Annotated in this window: 21 protein-coding genes; 6 read left to right on the top strand and 15 right to left on the bottom strand. The window is 42.4% G+C overall.

Features of this window, described 5'->3' with window-relative positions:
* Positions 1–244 precede the first annotated feature (244 nt).
* The 6 genes from ACO1D1_RS14410 to ACO1D1_RS14385 all read right to left on the bottom strand — a co-directional run bounded on the left by ACO1D1_RS14410 (position 245) and on the right by ACO1D1_RS14385 (position 7460).
* Positions 245–1711, bottom strand: a complete 1467-nt coding sequence (locus ACO1D1_RS14410) for an alanine/glycine:cation symporter family protein (RefSeq protein WP_423336306.1) — start codon at positions 1709–1711, stop codon at positions 245–247.
* Between the two features lie 144 nt (positions 1712–1855).
* Positions 1856–3352, bottom strand: coding sequence for an aldehyde dehydrogenase family protein (locus ACO1D1_RS14405; protein WP_423336305.1), 1497 nt, complete (start codon positions 3350–3352; stop codon positions 1856–1858).
* Positions 3353–3372: 20 nt separating this feature from the next.
* Positions 3373–4266 (bottom strand): 4-hydroxy-tetrahydrodipicolinate synthase, encoded by an 894-nt coding sequence (gene dapA, locus ACO1D1_RS14400; RefSeq protein ID WP_423336304.1) that lies wholly within the window; start codon positions 4264–4266, stop codon positions 3373–3375.
* A 31-nt stretch (positions 4267–4297) separates the two neighbouring features.
* Positions 4298–5251, bottom strand: a complete 954-nt coding sequence (locus ACO1D1_RS14395; protein WP_423336303.1) for a proline racemase family protein — start codon at positions 5249–5251, stop codon at positions 4298–4300.
* Entirely contained in the window at positions 5248–6285 is a 1038-nt protein-coding gene (locus tag ACO1D1_RS14390) for a proline racemase family protein (protein ID WP_423336302.1), read from the bottom strand. The genes ACO1D1_RS14395 and ACO1D1_RS14390 overlap by 4 nt, the downstream gene beginning before the upstream one ends.
* Positions 6285–7460, bottom strand: coding sequence for an NAD(P)/FAD-dependent oxidoreductase (locus tag ACO1D1_RS14385; RefSeq protein WP_423336301.1), 1176 nt, complete (start codon positions 7458–7460; stop codon positions 6285–6287). Before ACO1D1_RS14385 ends, ACO1D1_RS14390 begins: the two co-directional genes overlap by 1 nt.
* Before the next feature lie 215 nt (positions 7461–7675).
* Here ACO1D1_RS14385 and ACO1D1_RS14380 point away from each other — a divergent pair, with 215 nt between their 5' ends.
* From ACO1D1_RS14380 to ACO1D1_RS14365, 4 genes are all read left to right on the top strand, one after another.
* A complete protein-coding gene (locus ACO1D1_RS14380; RefSeq protein WP_423336300.1) occupies positions 7676–9289 on the top strand; it encodes a sigma-54 interaction domain-containing protein in 1614 nt (537 codons plus the stop codon).
* 78 nt (positions 9290–9367) lie between these two features.
* Complete coding sequence (locus ACO1D1_RS14375) at positions 9368–9643, top strand: (2Fe-2S)-binding protein (protein ID WP_423336299.1); 276 nt, start codon at positions 9368–9370, stop codon at positions 9641–9643.
* Positions 9636–9968 (top strand): (2Fe-2S)-binding protein, encoded by a 333-nt coding sequence (locus tag ACO1D1_RS14370; protein WP_423336298.1) that lies wholly within the window; start codon positions 9636–9638, stop codon positions 9966–9968. Before ACO1D1_RS14375 ends, ACO1D1_RS14370 begins: the two co-directional genes overlap by 8 nt.
* Complete coding sequence (locus ACO1D1_RS14365) at positions 9965–11203, top strand: NAD(P)/FAD-dependent oxidoreductase (RefSeq protein ID WP_423336297.1); 1239 nt, start codon at positions 9965–9967, stop codon at positions 11201–11203. The genes ACO1D1_RS14370 and ACO1D1_RS14365 overlap by 4 nt, the downstream gene beginning before the upstream one ends.
* Before the next feature lie 187 nt (positions 11204–11390).
* Here ACO1D1_RS14365 and ACO1D1_RS14360 read toward each other — a convergent pair whose 3' ends face one another.
* The 4 genes from ACO1D1_RS14360 to ACO1D1_RS14345 are packed head-to-tail and all read right to left on the bottom strand — an operon-like array spanning position 11391 to position 14281.
* Positions 11391–12665, bottom strand: a complete 1275-nt coding sequence (locus ACO1D1_RS14360; RefSeq protein ID WP_423336296.1) for a TRAP transporter large permease — start codon at positions 12663–12665, stop codon at positions 11391–11393.
* Between the two features lie 13 nt (positions 12666–12678).
* Positions 12679–13260 (bottom strand): TRAP transporter small permease, encoded by a 582-nt coding sequence (locus ACO1D1_RS14355; RefSeq protein WP_423336295.1) that lies wholly within the window; start codon positions 13258–13260, stop codon positions 12679–12681.
* A 19-nt stretch (positions 13261–13279) separates the two neighbouring features.
* On the bottom strand, positions 13280–14083 hold the full coding sequence (locus ACO1D1_RS14350) for a DctP family TRAP transporter solute-binding subunit (RefSeq protein WP_423336316.1): 804 nt from the start codon (positions 14081–14083) through the stop codon (positions 13280–13282).
* A gap of 9 nt (positions 14084–14092) precedes the next feature.
* Complete coding sequence (locus ACO1D1_RS14345) at positions 14093–14281, bottom strand: hypothetical protein (protein WP_423336294.1); 189 nt, start codon at positions 14279–14281, stop codon at positions 14093–14095.
* Positions 14282–14780: 499 nt separating this feature from the next.
* Here ACO1D1_RS14345 and ACO1D1_RS14340 point away from each other — a divergent pair, with 499 nt between their 5' ends.
* Positions 14781–15476: a FadR/GntR family transcriptional regulator gene (locus ACO1D1_RS14340; RefSeq protein WP_423336293.1), complete on the top strand. Its 696-nt coding sequence runs from the start codon at positions 14781–14783 to the stop codon at positions 15474–15476.
* A 42-nt stretch (positions 15477–15518) separates the two neighbouring features.
* Here ACO1D1_RS14340 and ACO1D1_RS14335 read toward each other — a convergent pair whose 3' ends face one another.
* From ACO1D1_RS14335 to ACO1D1_RS14315, 5 genes are all read right to left on the bottom strand, one after another.
* On the bottom strand, positions 15519–16586 hold the full coding sequence (locus ACO1D1_RS14335) for an Ldh family oxidoreductase (RefSeq protein WP_423336292.1): 1068 nt from the start codon (positions 16584–16586) through the stop codon (positions 15519–15521).
* 88 nt (positions 16587–16674) lie between these two features.
* The gene (locus ACO1D1_RS14330; RefSeq protein WP_423336291.1) at positions 16675–17832 is read right to left on the bottom strand and encodes a UxaA family hydrolase; all 1158 of its coding nucleotides are present in this window, start codon (positions 17830–17832) and stop codon (positions 16675–16677) included.
* A gap of 3 nt (positions 17833–17835) precedes the next feature.
* On the bottom strand, positions 17836–18180 hold the full coding sequence (locus tag ACO1D1_RS14325) for a UxaA family hydrolase (RefSeq protein WP_423336290.1): 345 nt from the start codon (positions 18178–18180) through the stop codon (positions 17836–17838).
* Between the two features lie 120 nt (positions 18181–18300).
* On the bottom strand, positions 18301–19251 hold the full coding sequence (locus ACO1D1_RS14320; protein ID WP_423336289.1) for a hydroxyacid dehydrogenase: 951 nt from the start codon (positions 19249–19251) through the stop codon (positions 18301–18303).
* Positions 19252–20079: 828 nt separating this feature from the next.
* On the bottom strand, positions 20080–20271 hold the full coding sequence (locus ACO1D1_RS14315) for a hypothetical protein (protein ID WP_423336288.1): 192 nt from the start codon (positions 20269–20271) through the stop codon (positions 20080–20082).
* Between the two features lie 65 nt (positions 20272–20336).
* Between ACO1D1_RS14315 and ACO1D1_RS14310 the strand changes: the two genes are divergently transcribed.
* Positions 20337–20530: hypothetical protein (locus ACO1D1_RS14310; RefSeq protein ID WP_423336287.1), on the top strand; the 194-nt coding region annotated here is incomplete at its 3' end.

Genomic DNA, 20530 nt, shown 5'->3' with positions numbered 1-20530 from the left:
CATTCAATAGGCTGGATTGGATTCATTTCCGCTAAAAATCTTGAACGTAATGCATCCAATAAAAAAATGGAAAGCTCTGCGCTAGGGTGATGATTGGAAGAAAACGATTTTAGTAGACAGATCGCCTATTCACGCTTTACCACATTGAACTTTAGCTGAGTAGGGGTCTAGATAGGTAAATAGAAATGAAATTCAATAAAAAAAGGACAGGAATTAACGAATTAACCTGTCCTTCTTTAGTGGATCAGCCCACATTTTCCTTATTTTTTGAAGCGCTTTCTTTCACTTTCTCCTCCCAGAAATCAGCACCTTTAATGCCGAGTTTAACAGGATCAAAGACTGGGTCTAGGCCGGCTTTCTTCTGTGCTTCATAGTCTTTAAATACTTTTAATGCTGTTTTCGATAAGAATAGAATGGCTACTAGGTTAAGCCATGCCATGCTTCCAAATCCTAAGTCACCGAGCGCCCATAATAGGGATGCGTCCTTCACACTTCCAAAATAAATCATTCCTAGGAAAATAACGAGTAAAGAAGTTTTCACCCATTTAAACTTTTTATTTCGATCAAGGTAGACAAGGGTAGTTTCAGAGATATAGTAATAGGCCATCAGGGTTGTAAAGGCAAAGAAGAAGATCGCAATCGCAACGAATAATCCGCCGAATCCAGGTATCACACTTTCAACTGCTGCCTGCGTCCACATTGGACCGGCTTCAACGCCCGGGATGTGGTCAACAATCGGTTGCTGTTTTTCTGGCGTAACGCTATACATACCTGAAATTAGAATCATTAGAGCTGTTGCTGTACAAACAATAAGCGTGTCAATATAGACTGAAAATCCTTGGACAAGACCTTGCTTTGCCGGATGGGAAACTTCTGCTGCGGCTGAACTGTAGGTTCCTTCCCCTACACCGGCAACGTTAGAGAACACCGCTCTCTTAACTCCCCAAGCAATCGCTGCACCGACAATTCCGCCAAACATCTCATTTGCCCCAAACGCACTTGTGATAATCAGCCACAGCATCCCTGGAACTTCTGAAGCATTCGCAATTAGAAGGACAAAGGTAACAATCACATATCCTAATGCCATAAAAGGAACTACCTTTTCCGCCACAGAACCGATTCGCTTTACCCCTCCAAAAATAATGATTCCAAGTAAAGCGACTAGGATAATTCCAGTAATATTTCTATTGATGCCCAATGTATTTTCAAATCCCACTGCAATGGTGTTTGACTGAATGCCTGGAACTAATATCCCGTAGCAAAGGGAAACAACGATCGCGACAAGTACCGCGAACCACCTAAGATTTAATCCTTTTTCAATAAAATAAGGTGTCCCGCCTCGGTATTGATTTCCATCCTTGATTTTATAGACCTGGGCAAGTGTTGACTCAATAAAGGCACTTGCGCCTCCTAATAATGCCATCACCCACATCCAAAAAACAGCTCCAGGACCGCCGAATGCAATAGCAGTGGCTACACCGGCAATATTTCCAATACCGACACGTCCTGCTAAAGCCATACAAAATGCTTGGAAAGAAGATACACCCGAATCCGGATTTCCCTTTTCAAAAAGAAGTTTGATCATTTCCTTAAAATATCTAATTTGTACAAAGCGTGTAATAATCGAAAAAAACAATCCAGCTCCAAGTGCAAAAAACACCAATCCAAGACTCCAAACCTTTGATACCGCCCAATTCACTATTTCTTCCATCCTAGACCTCCTTGTGTATGCCTTAAATAAATGACACCGTTTCCAATAATAGTAATATTCAGATAATGGCAAATACAGGGAGACAGCCCTGCTGTCCCTCTCCTATGTGATAGAACACAGGGCCTGTCCCGTTATGCCTTAGACTTATTCATCCTGCTTGATGTTAACAAATACACTTTTCACTTCTGTATAGTTTTGTAAGCCATACTCTCCGCCCATTTCGCGGCCGATTCCTGATTGTTTGTAGCCGCCGAAAGGCATGGTTTCCCATTCAAGACCAAAATCATTAATCCAGACTGTACCTGATTGCAGCTTGCCCGCAATGTAGTGAGCTTTTTTGATATTTTCTGTCCATACACTTGCAGCTAAGCCGTAGTCACTATCGTTTGCCCGTTTAATGGCCTCTTCCATCGTATCGAAAACGAAAATGGACATCACTGGACCAAAGATTTCTTCGCGGGCAATCACCATATGATCTTCTACATCAGCGAAAATGGTCGGCTGGACAAAATATCCTTTTTCAAAGGCTTTTTCACCGCCAGCCACAAGGCGCGCCCCTTCATTTTTCCCTTGCTCAATATAATGAAGAACGGTCTTTTGCTGTTTAGCTGAAACGAGCGGCCCCATTTCTGTTTCAGGATCCATACCTGGTCCAACCTTCAGGGAGTTTGCCCGCTCTGCTAAAGCTTCTACGACACGATTATAAATGTTTCGCTGTACAAATACACGTGTACAAGCGCTACAGTTTTGCCCATGATTGTACATCGTTCCGTTAAAGGCCCCTTCAATGGCTTCTTCAAGATTGGCATCTTCTAAAATAATGGCTGGTGATTTTCCGCCAAGCTCCAGCGTAACACCTTTCATTTGATCTGCAGCCTTTTTCATGACTTCTTTTCCGACAGCCGTTGAACCAGTAAAGGCGACTTTATCAACATCTTTATGCGTGATGATCGCTTCTCCTGCAATTCTTCCTGCTCCTGGCACAATATTCACAACACCATTTGGAAAACCAGCTTCTTTAAATAACTTTCCAACGTATAGAAGAGATAGCGGTGTTTCAGTTGCCGGCTTAATCACAACCGTACAGCCGACAGCAAGTGCGGATCCAAGCTTCCAGGCAGCCATGGCAAGCGGGAAATTCCATGGAATAATTTGACCTACAACTCCGACCGGCTCATGAACGGTATAGGTGACATAATCCTTCGAAATCTGGGTTGTCTTACCAAATAGTTTCGTTGCCCAGCCGGCATAATATCTAAAATGCTGAATGGTTCCATCGACGTCATCAGCGAGAGCGACTTGATAAGGTTTCCCATTATCCAATGATTCCAGCTGTGCAAGCTCTTCACGGTTCTCTTTTAAGAGATCGGCAAATTTATAGATTAGATGAGAGCGTTCGGCCGCTTCCATTTTCGTCCATCCGCCCTCATCAAATGCCTTTCTTGCCGCAGCTACTGCAACGTTAATATCTTCCTCTTGCGCTTCACTTACTTCCGCAATGACCTCTTCATTTGCAGGATTAACGACGGAAAACGTTTTACCACTAATCGCCTGTACATATTCACCGTCGATATATAACCCTTTTACACCTTCTAAAAATTCCTGCACTTTTGGTTTCAATTGATAGTTTGTCGCTTGCATGTTCTCTCTCCTTCCCTATTTTAATTATTTACTGTTTCTAAACTTGCAAGAAGGCTTTTTAGCTGTTGATCTTCCTCAGGTGATAGGCCTAAACGAGGGTAACGTGCAGGGCCTCCAGCCTGGCCGGTTAATTCCATGGCTCTCTTGACAATCTGAACATACTTTCCAGATCCTTCAAGGAACGCGCAAAGCGGTAAAATACGATCATTGATGGCCCATGCTTCTTCAAGTTCGCCGTTTTGGAAATGGTTATACATGTCTGTAACAAGCTTTGGCACGATATTTCCTGCAACAGATATCCATCCAGTTGCTCCAACTAAGTAAGACTCCATGACAAGCTCTTCAGCACCGCAGAATACTTCAAAGTCTCCCTTGCCTTTTCTTGCAAGATCTCTTACCTTGCCAATTTCACCGCTTGATTCCTTAATGTGAGTGACATTTTCACAATCCTTGCCGATCTGAAGCATTAAATCTGTGCTCATATTCACGCCAGAAGTAAATGGGTTGTTATAAAGCATGATTGGCAGATGAACAGCACTGGATACTTCTTTAAAATGATGGTAGATTTCATTTTCCTTTGGCTTCATGTAATAAGGGTTAATGATGAGAGCACTATCAGCTCCATGTGCTTCAGCCTGCTTTGTATACTCGATGGTTTCTTTTGTTGTTTCAGCAGCAGTACCGACAATAACAGGGATGCGGCCGTTTATTTCCTTCATAACCGTTTCTACCATTTGGTATTTTTCTTCTTTTGATAGACTGACAAATTCACCAGTACTCCCATTGATGACGATACCTGCCACACCTTGATCCATGAAATAATGAACATTATTCTTTACTCCGCCCCAATCGATTTCTTGCCCCTGTGTCATTGGTGTGATTAATACTGGATAAGCTCCTCTAATTGTCGTCATTTTATTTTCCTCCTGTATATTTACTAGTTTTTTATTTTAATAAAAACCCTGCGGATAATGGATCTGTCGGGTCTAATACATATGTCTGCATACCCGTAATAAATCCACGGGCTGAAAAACGAAACTCGTAATCGCTTTCAATTTGTCCTGTAAGTTCTGCTGTCAATGTGCCATTAAAAATACTTTCATTTTCTATTGGGCTATCCCCAGATATATCGCCATTTCCTAATAAATAGGTGCTGCAGGCAGCTAGAGTGCCAAAGCCTGGAGAACGTACAATATAACGATCCGGACGGAATGTTACCGTTTTGATTTTGCCTTCACTTTTTTGCGAATGATCCAGCAAGATCACTCGGCTGACAGCATGTTTGCCTTCTAACGCTTCAATCGCCTTTTGTCCCCATTGTTGAATGTCAGGAAGGTTCTCCATTTCAATCTCAAATGGCAGCTCTGCTTTATCAAAAATCGCATAAAGCTGATCGGCTTGTACGAGAGCAGCCTCTGTCTGTAAATCTAAATAAGACACTGGCACATGGGTTTGTACAACCTGGCATGGCTCGCTTTTTAACTTAACTAACTTCACTTCATCGTCTTTCATATCAGCAGTAACAGGAACAACACCACGGACTGTTTCAATCCGGTATTCATTTGAAGGCTTTGCCTTTAAGTGTCCGCACTCCAGTAATGCAGTTATAACAGCAACCATTCCGCCATATTTTATTGGAAGTGTTCCGTTATGATCGAAAAAGACAACTGCTGCATCGGCACCGCTTGTAAAAGGTGGAACGACCAAACAACCATTTAGTCCGGCAAATCCGCGGGGCTCATTTAAAAGAAGGCTGATTTCCTCCTCATAGACAAGCGGAAATTGCTCATTCAGCTCTTGTAAATTTTGATAATGAACAAATGGCGCATCCTTAATAATCCGATATGCCTCGCCTGCTACGTGTACATCGGTTGCTGTGTAAGCCTTTTGAATTTTCATTTTACATCCTCCATTTCATGTTCCATTGGGGGAATGAGTAAAAAGCCTTCTTTAAGCGGATCTTCCTCGTTATAAAAGAACCGGTGCATGCCCATTAGCCATGCTGAACCTGCGATTCTTGTCACAACAGCCTCCACACCCTGAACATCTGTTGTTTCAAGGACTCGTCCACGAAATAAAGAGCCGACAATACTCTCATGCACAAATTCTTCATCGATGCCAATCTCCTTTTTGGAATAAAGGACAGATAATTTGGCCGATGTACCTGTACCGCATGGTGAACGATCTATCCCGCCTGGAGGGACGATGACCGTATTTTTCACATCTGCTTCCTCATGGGTTGGCTCGGTGAAAAATTCAATATGGGTCAAACCGCGAATAAATGGATACTGCGGATGAACGATATCCGTTTTTTCATTAATCTTATTTCTAATTTTGATCCCTATTTCAATGATTTTTGATGCATTCTCCGGTATCAGCTCTAGGCCAACAGACCCGGCATCAATGATTCCATAGAAATTGCCGCCATAAGCAATGTCTGCATCCACGATTCCAATTCCCTCCACATCAACAGAGACACTCTTTAACAGGAAGGCAGGGACATTGCAGAAGGAAACCTCTTTTGCTTTTCCGTTCTCTACCTTAATCTCTGCCTCAACTAGGCCTGCTGGTGTATCCAGTTTGATTGAAGTAACCGGCTCTTGAACAGGAATGAGCCCTGCTTCGACTAATGCGGTACAAACACCGATTGTGTCATGGCCGCACATTGGCAAATATCCGCCGGTTTCGATATAAATCACACCGATATTTGCGTCCGGATGGCACGGATCTGTCAACAGCGCACCTGACATCACATCATGTCCTCTTGGTTCATTCATCAGCAGCTTACGAATCCAGTCATACTCTTTTTGCATATGTAGCATTTTTTCGGACATCGTTCCTCCTATTAGCTCTGGGAGTCCACTAATCAATGTCCTTGTCGGATTTCCGCCCGTGTGTGTATCAATAGTTGTAAACACTCGATTTGCCTTCATCAGCTCAACACCCTTTCCTTAAAGCGAGAAAATCTCAGCGGTTCAATCGGGATGCACGTATCCTTTTTATTAAGCATTTCCTCTATCACTTTTCCCGTTACAGCGGCAAGGCTGATTCCGTCTCCTTCATGCCCGGCTGCAATATAATAGTTTGGAATTCCCTCCACTTCTGACACGATTGGCAGATGATCCTCCGTCCATGGGCGTAAGCCTGCATAGGAACGTATGACCATCATGTCGGCCATTTTCGGATAAAATCGAATGGCGCGATTGGCAATACATTTAATAATTTCATTGTTGACCTTTGTATTAAATCCAGCAAATTCACGGCTGCTTCCAATCAGGAAGTTCTGACTTTCAGTTGGTTCAAAAACAAGGGCTACGCCGTATTTTTCAGTAATGTGATCAACCTGGCGCCTGCCGCCAAATTTGGAGATAAGATAGCCAAATTCCATCACTTTTCTTGGCCCTACAAATTCCTGGCGTGATGCGACAATGATGTGGCCTTTTCTTGGTTTAATGGGGACAGACAGATCCAGCATCTCGCCAATATATGGAGCCCATACACCTGCAGCATTAATGACATGATTCGCGGTAAAAATCCCCTTAGCTGTTTCAACGGTAAAGGTACCGTCCGGCTCCGTTCGCATTCCAGTAACCTCAGTTTGTTTATGGGCTTTAGCCCCCATTTTCTTTGCACCCTCAAGAAGGTTAAAGGCAAGTAGGTATGGGTTAACGGTTGAATCTGTTGCACACTCTAAGCCGCCTAATAAATCATCTGCAAAATACTTGGAATCTTGGCGAATATCCTGACGGTCCAGCATCCTGAACGGCAAACCGGCCTCCTTCTGACGGTCAACCCACTTTTGTGCCGCTTCCATTTCCTCTTCTGTCTCACAGACAAGGATGCTCCCAGGAGCACGATAATCAAAGGGCTGTTTCAATTCTCTGCTTAATTCATCTACTAATTTCTGACTGACAAGTGACATTTGACTATCAAAGCCAGGATCTTTATCAATCGCTAAAATATTTCCGTCACAGCGGGACGAAGTACCACTGACAAATTCACCTTTTTCAATAACGGTTACCTCTCGTCCAGATTTAGACGTATAATAGGCAATGGCACAACCTATGATGCCCCCGCCTATAACCAAAACGTCACAATGATGTCTCACAAAACCAACCTCCTTTCGGTTTCTTATATAATTTTATTAATGCAAATTGCGTGCCAACTTTTTATAAAAGCGTAAAAACAGCAAACCCCAAACCCCTTTTGTGATTATTCCAAATATTAAATTTGTAAACGTTTGCAATTGTCTATATTTTTGATAAACTTGTGTATAAAATATTAAACAGTGTACAAAAACTTTTACATACCGAGGAGGCTGTCATGTTTGATTTGCCGTCAGTCAAAGAAATCATTGAAAATAATTTTCTCCATCTAAACCAAGTAGATCATGAAGGCACTTTAGGAAGGGCTTATTTGTATGATTCCTTCTCTGTTCTAGCTGATGTTTGCAAGCACTACCCGGCCGTTATCGTCACAGATTCAAGCGGTCAAGACCTTGGCTGCGTCACAACTGAACAAATCATTGATTTTTTGCATGATGCCTACAATCAATTAAAGGCTTTCTATGAAACTGTCATTGATACGATGGACGCCTCGGTGACAGTGATCGATGCGGATGAGCGTGTCCGCACATGGACACAAGGAGCAGAAAAAATTTTCTCCGTTAAAAAAGATGAGATTTTAGGCAAACCAATTATAGAATTCTTTGAACATCAGCATCTTGAAATCTTAGAATCATTGAACAATGGAAAAAGAATTCGGGGAAAGCATCACCAAGCAAGATCTAATCTATTTGTTCATATAAATGCAAACCCTGTTTACTTTAATGAAAGGATTATCGGGGCAGTTGTATCGGAAACCGATGTGACAAACCAGGTTGTTCTTAATGAAAAATTATTTAATATGTCGACAGAGGTTCACCGTTTAGAACAGGAGATGGCGAAATACAGGCCTTCAGATCCCTTTAATAGCATTAAAGGGAAAAGTGCTGTGATGGAAAAAACGGTGCACATGGCGAAAAAGGTGTGCTCTGTCCGATCGACTGTATTGATCTTAGGAGAAAGCGGGGTCGGCAAGGAGGTCTTTGCCAAATCCATTCATGAGGCAACCGAAGGGCCTGACGCACCATTTATTTCAATCAACTGCGGTGCCATTCCTGAATCATTGTTTGAAAGTGAATTATTCGGCTATGAACGCGGTGCCTTTTCCGGTGCTGATCATAGAGGGAAAAAGGGAAAAATTGAACTCGCTAAAGGCGGTACTCTTTTTCTTGATGAAATTGGCGAAATGCCTTTAGACATGCAGGTCAAGATGCTTCGCGTACTTCAAGAAAGAAAATATTACAAGGTTGGCGGCGAAAAGGAAATGGAGGCTGATTTCCGGGTAATCGCCGCAACAAATAGGGATTTAAAAGAATTAATAAAAGAAGGCCAATTTCGCGAGGATTTATATTATCGGCTAAATGTCGTCAGTTTAAAAATTCCTCCATTAAGAGATCGCTGCGAAGATATCGTTGAACTGATTTATCATTTTTTAAAGGATTTTTCACTAGGCTATCAGCGGCCGATCCACCATTTTTCACAGGAAGTTATGCAAGAGATGCTTCAATATGATTGGCCGGGCAATGTCCGAGAGCTGCGTAATGTCGTTGAACGCCTTGTGGTTTTTGCGACCGATGGCGTCATTCGAAAAGATTATTTGCCATTTCATTCAGTAGTAGGCTATTCAGATGGTTCTGATACGGATCTTCAGGAAAGCCCTATGGAATTGAACACGACCATTTTGCCACTTCAGGAGGAAATGGATCAGCACGAGAAAAAGGTACTCGAAAAAGCATTGGCATTAACCAATGGCAACAAATTAGAATGTTCAAAAAAACTAGGGATCACCCGAGCAACCCTTTACAATCGTCTAAAACGCCTCGGCTTAAGCTAATGTAAAAATAGTTACTCCAAAGTTGGTACGATTCTTGCATTATATTTTTACATATAGCTGAAAAGGGGGGTTTTCCAAATGAATAACAAAGAAGCACTTGTGATCTGCCGTTGTGAAGAGGTTACCTATGAACAGCTTTCCGCAACAGCAAATGAGCATCAATGCACACCCAGGGAACTAAAGCTTAGAACAAGGGCAGGAATGGGTTTTTGTGGAGGACGCACGTGCAGAGTCATGGTCGATCGGGTCATTGAAAGTATCGTACCTAATACAGAAGAAGGCGAAATTCCATTAAAATATCAGCCGCCCATTCGCCCTGTAACGTTTGGAACGGTGGGTGAAAATCATGACTAGAATAACAGATCATCCAGTTTTAGGAAAATTAAATGATAGAACAAAAATTCCATTCACATTTGATGGAAAAGAATATGAAGCATATGAAAGTGAAACAATCGCAGCAGCTATGCTAGCAAACGGTGTGAGAACACTGCGCGTTCATGAGGAAAGTGGAACACCACGGGGGATTTATTGCAATATCGGCCACTGTATGGAATGCCGTGTAAATGTAAATGGTCAGGCCAATGTAAGAGCCTGTTTAACTATGGTTAAGGAAAATATGGTTGTTGAAAGTGGGAAACAGCATCCTAATATTGTGAAAAGGATGGTGGAGAAACAATGATAGATGTCATCGTAATTGGAGCTGGACCAGCCGGTTTAGCTGGTGCCATATCCTGTGCTGAACATGGCTTAAACGTAACCGTCATTGATGAATTTATCAGACCAGGCGGGAGATTACTCGGTCAATTGCACCAGGAACCGTCCGGTGAATGGTGGAATGGAATAAAAGAATCAGAGCGTCTGCACAATGAAGCTCAAAAACTATCGGTAGATATCCGCTGCGGCGTTTCTGTATATAACCTTGAAAAAGACGAGGATTCATGGAATGTTCATACGAATATAGGAACACTGACAGCTCCATATGTGCTGGTAGCAACGGGTGCAGCTGAGTTTCCCATTCCTGTGCCAGGCTGGACTCTCCCAGGTGTTATGTCCATTGGGGCTGCGCAGGTCATGACCAATGTTCATCGTGTCGAGATCGGCAAAAAAGGCATCATCATTGGTGCTAACATTCTAGCATTTGCGATTTTAAACGAGCTGCAATTAGCTGGAATGAATGTGGAATGCATTGTTTTGCCAGAAAAGAGCCCGCTCAGCAAAAAAGCCGGAGAACCGGAGGAAGTCATGAAATCGCTTCTAAATGCGGCCCATCTTGCCCCGTCACCCATCTTACGTTTCGGTAGCCGTTTTATGAAAAATGAAGGATTACGCAAATTAGGAATGAAGTTTTTCCCTAAGAGCGGCGTTAAGGTGAATGGCACACCATTGCAGCTTAGAAAAGCAGCTCTTGAAATTCTCGGCAAGGATCAGGTGGAAGGCGTCCTCACTGCAGATATTGATGTAAATGGAAAGGTAATCAAGGGTACAGAAAAAATGTACGAAGCTGATTTCGTCTGTATCGCAGGTGGCTTGTATCCTTTAGCAGAGCTCACAGCAGTTGCCGGCTGCCCATTCCAATACGTTCCAGAACTTGGCGGACATGTTCCACATCATTCTGAAAAAATGGAAACTCCACTTGAAGGATTATTTGTTGCAGGCAATATCACTGGCATCGAAAGCGGAAAAATTGCTATGGCCCAAGGAACAACAGCCGGTATTTCGATTGCCAAGCACGCAGGGAAAGGCGGTGAGAACATCAACGTAAAGCTTGAGCAGGCAATGAAGAACGTTCATACCGTCCGCGAGAACGCTGCCATCCAATTCAACCCTGAAATTGCAAACGGACGCAGGGAAATGTATGAACTTTGGGACAAGCTATATGAGAACGAACAGGATTCTTTACAGAAGATAGGATGATAAAACTAGCCGATTGGCGAGCCCGTTGGGGCGGTTCATGAGGCGTAGTTGCACTTATACTTTCTTACCAGCCCAGCCAAGAACTGCAGCCAAAATGACTGCAGTTCTGTAGTTAGGACACTTGAAAAAGGTATTTTTTATATACTAACCCCTAATAACGAAGCACAAGAACAAGCTGCCCTGCGCTCTACACCCAAAACATCGATAATGCCGGGAAGTAGGTAATAATCAATAAATCTATAACCATGACAACAATAAACGGTGCAACCGATCGAACCAGTTTATCATAAGAAACATCGGCGATGCCTTTTACCACAAAGAGGTCTAATCCAACTGGCGGTGTGATTAACCCAATCGATAGATTCACGACCATGATCAAGCCAAAGAAGATCGGGTCTATTCCTGCTGCTAAGGCAATCGGCAGCAATAACGGTGTTAAGATAGTAATCGCAGCAGATGCGTTTAAGAAACAGCCTGCGATAAAGAAGATGACCGTAAACATAAGCAAGACTAGATAACGATTATCAGAGAATCCCGTTACCAGGTTGACAAGCAGCTGCGGGATTTGTTCCGCGGTCAGCAGCCAGCCAAATAGGTTAGCGGCCGCAATAATAAACACCACCATCGCCGTCATTTTTCCCGCTTTAATAAACGCTTCAGGAATGTCCTTCCAATCCATATCCTTATAGACAAATTTATTGATAATAAAGGCATACGCAGCCGCTACGGCTCCAGCCTCCGTCGGAGTAAAAATTCCACCCCGGATTCCAAAAATAATAATTAATGGAAGAATCAACGCTAATATCCCTTCAAAAAAGGTCTTTTTAAATGAAGCGAATTCAAACTTCGTGTTCTCTTGAGAATAGTTATTCTTTTTTGTCAGCCAATAGTTTAACATCATAATTGACATACCAATTAAAATCCCAGGGACAATCCCGGCTGTAAATAAGTCACCAATCGAAACGCCAGCAGTTACTCCATAAACAATCATAGGAATCGAAGGTGGAATGACAACGGCTATGGTTCCGGCACTTGCTACCGTGGCAGCGGCAAATCCCTTATCATATCCCTTTTTCTCCATCATCGGGATCATCATCTTCCCAACAGCGGCCGTATCTGCTGCGCCCGATCCTGAAATACCAGCGAAAAACATACTGGTTAACGTCGAAACCTGGGCTAAACCGGCCCGTACCCAGCCGACAGACGCAAAAGCAAATCCCGCAATCCTTTGCCCCATACTGCCGGACATCATGAATTCACCCGTTAGCATAAAAAATGGAATGGCTAGAAGCGGAAAAGAATCTACAGAGGTGATGAGTCTTTGAGGAACGACTTCTAATGGAATATAATAGATGCTGGTCAAAAAGCCGGAAATGGATGCTAAGATTAACGAAATCGCAATCGGAACACCTAGAAACATTAGTAAAAACAGGACAACCAAGACAATAACTGCTACCGTCATTCATATTCCTCCTTCATGATCCTAAATGGGGATTTTCTTTTGCTGCGCCTGCCTGAACCATCTCAGCCTTTTCTTCTTTTTCAACTACTAAACCAAGGATATTAACAAAAGAATGAAGAAGGCAGATGAGCGAACAGACGAATACCGCTCCATAAATCAAGGTCATATTCAGTCCCATTGAAGGGGATATTTGCTGGCTGGTAAATTTCAAGATGCTCCAGCCATAGACGATTAAAAATAGAAAGACAGCGGAGTTGATGACTTCAACGAGAACTTGGAGCTTACCTTTCCATTTTTCAGGTAAATAATGTAGGAGAATTTCCACTTGAGCGTGTTCTTTGCTCTTGTAGACCATTCCGATTCCTAAAAAAACAATCCAGACAAACAAATAGCGGATCAGCTCTTCAATCCAGCTTAAATTAAATACGGAAAAGTCAACCATCGGGAGCATATTTTGTATTAAGGAACTCTGTAACACGAACCGGGAAAAAACCTGATAAACAGTAGACACGAAAGCAATAATGAAAAATAAAATTAAGAGCATTTGACTGGCTCTGTTAACCTTTTTACTCATTTCCGTCATAAACCCTTTCATTTATAGCACCTCCACACGCTTATTTTAAGCTTTCTATTTTATCCAGCAGATCCTTTCCAATGGAATCTTCGAATTCTTTGTACACTGGTTTAACCGCTTTTCTAAAGGAGTCTAAATCAGGGTTTTCTTCTATTTGGATATCTGTTTTCCTCAGGTCCTCTAACAGCTTTCCTTCATCCTCTAAAGCGGCTTTTCTTTCAAATTGGATCGCTTCTTTCGAGGCTTCTGTAATCACTTTTTGCAGATCTTTTGGCAGCGTGTCAAAGGTTGTTTTACTCATGATAAAAACAGCTGCATCATAATTATGATGGGTTAACGTCAGGTACTTTTGAACTTCATTAAATTTGTTCAGGTAAATCTGCGCAAGCGGGTTTTCCTGCCCATCTACCACATGCTGCTCAAGCGCTGTATAAAGCTCCCCGAACGGTACGGGCACTGGAGTCGATTTCAGTGCTTTAACGAAGGAAATATAGGGCGGCGATTCCTGAACCCTGATTTTCATACTAGCTGCATCTTCAGCCGTTCTAATCGGCCTTACATTATTGGTCATATGTCTCCAGCCGTTTTCCATAAATCCTAAATTCATTAGCCCTCTATTCGCCAAATCGGCTCCGAGCTCCTTGCCGATTTCACCATCGAGAACCTTAAATGCATGCTCACGGCTCTCAAATAAATAGGGTAGATTCAGTACATTGAACTTCGGGGCAAAATTGGTGACGGGAGCGACGGAACCGATGTGAAAATGAATCGACCCGATTTGAGCTCCTTCAATCTGATCCCTCCCGTTTCCTAACTGGCTGCTTGGAAAAATATCAATTCGAATTCTGCCATTTTACTTTTTCTCCACAAGCTCTTTAAATTTTAGAGCCCCTTTATGATATGGATGTGTTTCTGTCTGCAAATGTCCAAGCCGTAAAACATACTCTGCATCTGTTTTCTTACTATTCGCTACACTAGAACAGCCACTCATCATGAATAAACAGGTTAAAACTATAAGAATGAAGACAGACCACTTTTTCATTTTCTAACCTCCCTGCCGATTTGTAAGCCCTTTCATATTTCACAAAACATCCTAGACACTCAAATATCGCTAACGAATATGTACTCCTCCTCCCTGTTTATGGTTCAGTCACCCAACCACTAAATTCATTATATTTCAATTTTCTAAAAAATCAAATATTTTTTTGTGCAATTAAATAAATTTATTGCTTAGTTACAGTAAAAATGGTTTAATAAAGTAAATTGGTTGGGTCACCTAACCATTTATAGTCCATAACAAAACTACGAATTAAGACTACTTAGGCAGGCTTTCTTTTTACAAAAAAGTAGTATTTTGGCTGTAAACGACGAAGCTTTGAATCGATACCATACTATAAATATTTCTATCTCCTTAAGTGAAATAACTCATTTACAAGCTATTTACGTAATGTTTAAATAAAGGTTGAGCCACTAGGAGAATTTTACTATTTTTTAAAAAGAGAAGCCGTCATGAAATTGTAGCGAAGGAGGTTGGAGGTCAAATGGAATTTAATAGAAAAGGAATTTCTGAACAAGTAGCAGACAGTATTAAGAAAAAGATCCATGCAGGAGAATACGAAGTAGGCGAACGGATCCCAGGGGAAAGAGAGATGGGGATAGAGCTTTCCGTGAGCAGAAATACGGTGAGGGAAGCCTATAAAATCCTCGAAGCGTACGGATACTTACAAGTGAAGCATGGAACAGGTGTATTTGTTGCGTCGCCGGAACATCAAATCCAAAAGATGACGGAAGCATTTTTTGTTTCAACTGAACAGATCAAGGACTTTTTCTCCGTCCGAAAAATCCTCGAGGAATGGACAGTAAAGTGGGCCATTGAAAATGCGAATGAAGAACAATGGAGCGAATTGGAACAAATCGTGAATGAAGCAAATGAAATGGTTAAAGGCAAAGTAGATTATAAGCGTCTAGCGGAATTAGACCATAAATTTCATATCACTTTAGCAAATAACTCAAACAATGTGGTCCTAATCAGCATCATGAATTATTTAATTGATTTATTGTCGGAATCACGGAATAAAACGATTCAAATTCCTGGTCGTGCCTTACAATCCGTCCAAGAACATACGAGAGTTTTACAAGCAATTAAACAAAAGAATCCAAATTTAGCACAGCAATGCATGAAGGAACACTTGGAAAGCGTCGAGCGTTCCATTACGGAAAATGCTGTAACCGAATAATGAAGAAGGCTGTTCTGAACGATTTAGAACAGCCTTTTCCTTTTATATTTTTTCTACTGATAGTGGCTCTGGAAACGGGACTTTATAATCGTCACCAATACTAGTTAATTCCATTTCCACACTGGACGATAACTCAATTCCTTCTACCTGGCGCTGCTCCCTGTCCCTCTTTCTCCTTTCTCCTGGATATCTGATTTCATCCGTTCCGGGTGCCTTTGGGACTTGCTTCATCTCTGTTAATAGATTTTCAAGCGAGGTAAAAAAGGTAGATAAGTGCATAAACTTTTCGATATCCAGCAAGATGAAGAAATGGCCTACATTTGCGCTTTCGGTTTCAGCATCATCATAAATATTTTTCACATGGGGACCAAAGGCAGCTCCAGAAAGAATTCCCGTTAAGATTTCTACGGCTAAAGCTAAGGCTGATCCCTTCGCGCCGCCTAAGGGCAGCACTGAACCTCTTAATGCCGCTTCCGCATCATTCGTTGGAAGACCGTCTTCATCAATAGCCCATCCATCCGGAATCGGATTTCCCTGCTTTGCTGCTAAAATGATTTTCCCTCTAGCAGCAATGCTAGTGGATAAATCAATAATCACTGGCTGGTCGTTCCCGGTAGGAAATCCAAATGCAATCGGGTTCGTTCCGAAAAAGGCATTCTTCCCGCCCCAAGGAGCAATACCTGGCGGTGAATTGGTGAATCCGATACAGGCGAGATTTTGCTCACAGGCAAGTTGACAAAAATAAGACGCGGTGCCAAAATGATTGCTATTTTTAATCGCGATGGCCGTCATCCCGCTTTGTTTCGCCATTTCTCCCCCCTTTAATATCGCATGATAACTGACCACATGGCCAAGACCATTACCACCATCAACAAGTAAAACAGATGGGGTTTGCTCCGTCATTTTGATGTCAGGATTCACATTAATGCGATGATCATTAAACCGTTTCACATAAATGGGTAGGCGGCTGATTCCATGACTGTCAACCCCTTCCAGGTTCGCTTTGACTAAAGAATCAGCAGCCACAGAGGCATTCTCTTGATTCATTCCCACTTTGATTAGTACATTTTCACAGAACCTCTTAAGATCGGATTCACTGTAGGTACTCATTCGTAAACTCCTCATCATAAATTATTTAAAAAAAGCCTCCATCAAAAAGCGAACTCCCTACGCATTACCATGTGTAGGGAGAAGAGTTTTAAGCACTGCGATATAATTTTGTCATAACAAATTCGCGATGGCCTAAAGCCTCAGCACTAGTAAGACGTCCATTTACCGTACGGCAAATCATTTCCATTAATTGATCCCCAGCTTCTTCGAGAGAAATCTTGCGGGACAGCAAGCCTTGCACATCCACATCAATATGTTCACTCATCGTGGCAGCAGTGATTGGATTAGCCGTAATTTTCACGACTGGTTCAATAGGGTTGCCGATAATATTTCCTTGACCTGTAGGGAATAAGTGAAGCACCGCACCTCCGGCTGCCATTAGGGTAATACATTCTGCTGCTGCGGAAGATGTATCCATGAAATAAAGCCCAGGCCCATTCTCTGGTTTGTCAGCAGGGTCCAGAACCCCAATGACTTCCTTCGATCCTGTTTTCGCAATATTCCCCAATGCTTTTTCTTCGATGGTGGACAAGCCTCCGGCAATATTCCCTTGAGTTGGCTGCGACCCTAATAAGTCAACACCTTTAGACTCAATTTCGCCAACATAGTCATCATAGATAGCCATGAATCGGTCACGCAGTTCCGGTGTGGCCATCCGATCACCGATTAAATGCTCGCCGCCTGTTAGTTCAGAGGTTTCCCCAAAGAATACAGTAGCGCCTGCATCTACTAAACGATCAACAGCTTGAGACACGGTTGGACATGAACCTAGGCCTGTCGTCGTATCTGACTCACCGCATTTAATACTCACCGTTAATTCCTTTAATTCAATTGGCACTCTTTGCAGCTCAGTGGCCCATTGAACATACTCCTTCGCCTTCCAGGATGCCGCGCGGACTGTTTCTAAGTCACCATTTCCTTCGATAGAAAAATAGGATACTGGTTTACCAGTTTCAGCAATTCCATCAGCGATTTTCTTCGCCCAATTTTCTTCAATCCCAATGACGACAACGGCTGCCACGTTAGGATTGGAGCCCGTTCCAATCATTGTTCTAAAATGCAAATCCAAGTCTGGACCATACTGAAGTCTGCCATATGCATGTGGAAGAGCAAGCGTCCCTTGCACCTGTCTTGCAACAGCTTCACAAGCTGCATTAGAAATATCATCTACCGGTAAAATAATCACGTGATTCCGAATGCCGACCTTTCCATTTTCCCTGCGATAACCAAAAAGCTGTTGATTCATTTTCTACCACCTCGCCGTTTTAATATTGTGGGTATGAACGTAATCGCCAATTTCCCACTTGTCTGTTGTTAAACCAACCTGAACGCCATATTTTAAAACTGGTTCCCCTGCTTCTAAATTAACGAGGGAAATTTTGTGACCTAAAGGAATATCCCCTTTAGCTGTTACAACAACATCGGAATTATCATCCATATAAATCCCGACTACTTTTTCCCCTTCTTGAATGGGACTTGTAGCAACACCTACATGATCGCCGCGATGATGGATTAAAAACTTGTGAGTGCTTACATTTCCAGCTGCCTCTGACTGCTTTTCCGTAACAGTACTTGCTTGACTATTGTTACTCATTTGAAAGCCTCCTTTTGACGGTTGAGTTGTGGTTGAGTGACCCAACCACTTTCTATATACTTATTAAATCATCAAATTACGGAATAGTCAACATTAATATTTAAATTTTCAAAATATTTTTTATATAGTGCATAAGGAGCGTTCGCCTTTTACTATTTTCACTACTTCTTTTGCTACTAATAATGAGGTTCTGATTTGAGATTCATCGGTGAGTCCTGCAATATGAGGTGTGATTATGGCAGTTTCGCAGGCTAAAAGTTGATTAGATTGTGAGATAGGTTCTATTTCAAGTACGTCCAAAAAGGCCCCGGCAATTGTATGATTATGTAAAGCAGCCGCCAGTGCGGATTCCTTAATAATACCCCCTCTTGAGGTATTTATAATAAATGCAGTAGGTTTCATTTTTTTCAGTTCTGATTCCGAAATGAAATAATGCGTCGCTGGTGTCAACGGAACATGTAAGGAAATGAAATCGGCAGCGGTTAATAGGTCTTCCAGGGATTCTAGTAGCTGAACACCCGATTCTGAAACAATGTGATCGTACTCGGTGATAAACGGGTCATAGCCAATCACCTTCATGCCAAAAGCATGTGCCCGCTTCGCGACACGATGAGAGATTTCTCCCAGTCCAATTAATCCAAGTGTCTTGTTCGCGATTTCGCCGCCGGTAAACCTTTTACGGTTCCAATTCCCCTCCCTAATATCTTGATTTGCTAAGGAAAGCGGCCGATTCGCGCCTAACATGGCAGCCAACACATATTCCGCAACGGAAGTAGCATTGGCATGCCGGCCATAAACTACTTGAATGAGGCGCTTTTTCGCTGCCGAGACATCAATGTTATCCATTCCCACTCCCAAACGGCCGACTACCTTTAAGCGGATTCCGGCATCTAACAGTTCCTGATCCACCTTTGTTTGGTTCCGAACAATAATGGCATCATAATCTTTGACCATATCAAGCAGCTTTTCACGGTTTTCCCAGAGACCTTCATCATAATGCACGTCAAACCCATGTCGTTCCAGTTCATCAATTCCTTCATTCCAGATTAATTCTGTTATCAAGGCTTTCATAAAAAGGCTCCCTCCTTCTTATTGAGGCTGGCTCAGTGACCCAACCACTATAAGAATATTAAATCACCCCTATTCCTTTTGGTCAATAGGTTTTAAGCAAGACCGATTGATTTAATGAATTTATAAAACCAGACGGTCTGGTTTTTCATTTAAAATAAAAAAATGTAAAGTTCCTATATTACTAGGAGATTGAATACCATTTCTCTAATTTTTTCGACGGAACGGGTTCCAATAAGTCCGATTGGATACCTTTTCTCTAATTTTTTCGACAGAACGGGTTCCAATAACCCCGATTGGATGCCGTTTGCCTAATTCCTTCGGCGGAACGGGTTCCAATAACCCCGATTGGATACCTTTTGCCTAATTCCTTCGGCGGAACGGGTTCCAATAACCCCGATTGGATACCTTTTCTCTAATTTTTTCGACGGAACGGGTTCCAATAACCCCAATTGGATACCTTTTCTCTAATTTTTTCGATAGAACGGGTTCCAATAACCCCGATTGGATACCTTTTCTCTAATTTTTTCGGCGGAACGGGTTCCAATAACCCCGATTGGATACCGTTTGCCTAATTCCTTCGGCAGAACGGGTTCCAATAACCCCGATTGGATATCTTTTGCCTAATTCCTTCGGCGGAACGGGTTCCAATAACCCCGATTGGATACCTTTTCTCTAATTTTTTCGACGGAACGGGTTCCAATAAGTGCAATTGGATACCGTTTGCCTAATTCCTTCGGCGGAACGGGTTCCAATAACCCCGATTGGATATCTTTTGCCTAATTCCTTCGGCGGAGCGGGTTCCAATAACCCCGATTGGATACCTTTTCTCTAATTTTTTTGACGGAACGGGTTCCAATAACCCCAATTGGATACCTTTTCTCTAATTTTTTCGACAGAACGGGTTCCAATAACCCCGATTGGATACCTTTTCTCTAATTTTTTCGGCGGAACGGGTTCCAATAACCCCGATTGGATACCATAATGCATCCAATGAGGGGCATTGCCTTCATCTTCTATCATCTCGCGGGACGATATGCATCCAATGAGGGGCATTGGCTTCTTTTTCTATCATATCGAGGGGCGTTATGCATCCAATAAGAGGCATTGACTTCATTTTCAATAAAATCGCGGGCCGTTATGCATCCAATAAGGGCGATTGGCTTCTTTTTCTATCATATCGAGGGGCGATATGCATCCAATACGGGGCATTGGCTTCATCTTCTATCATATCGCAGGGCGTTATGCATCCAATAAGAGGCATTGGCTTCATTTTCAAGGG

Origin of the sequence: Neobacillus sp. 19, from assembly GCF_049463095.1 — a bacterium.
Classification (GTDB): domain Bacteria; phylum Bacillota; class Bacilli; order Bacillales; family Cytobacillaceae; genus Neobacillus.
The sequence above is the reverse complement of the archived record's forward strand: the minus strand, read 5'-3'. Positions and strand labels throughout refer to the sequence as shown.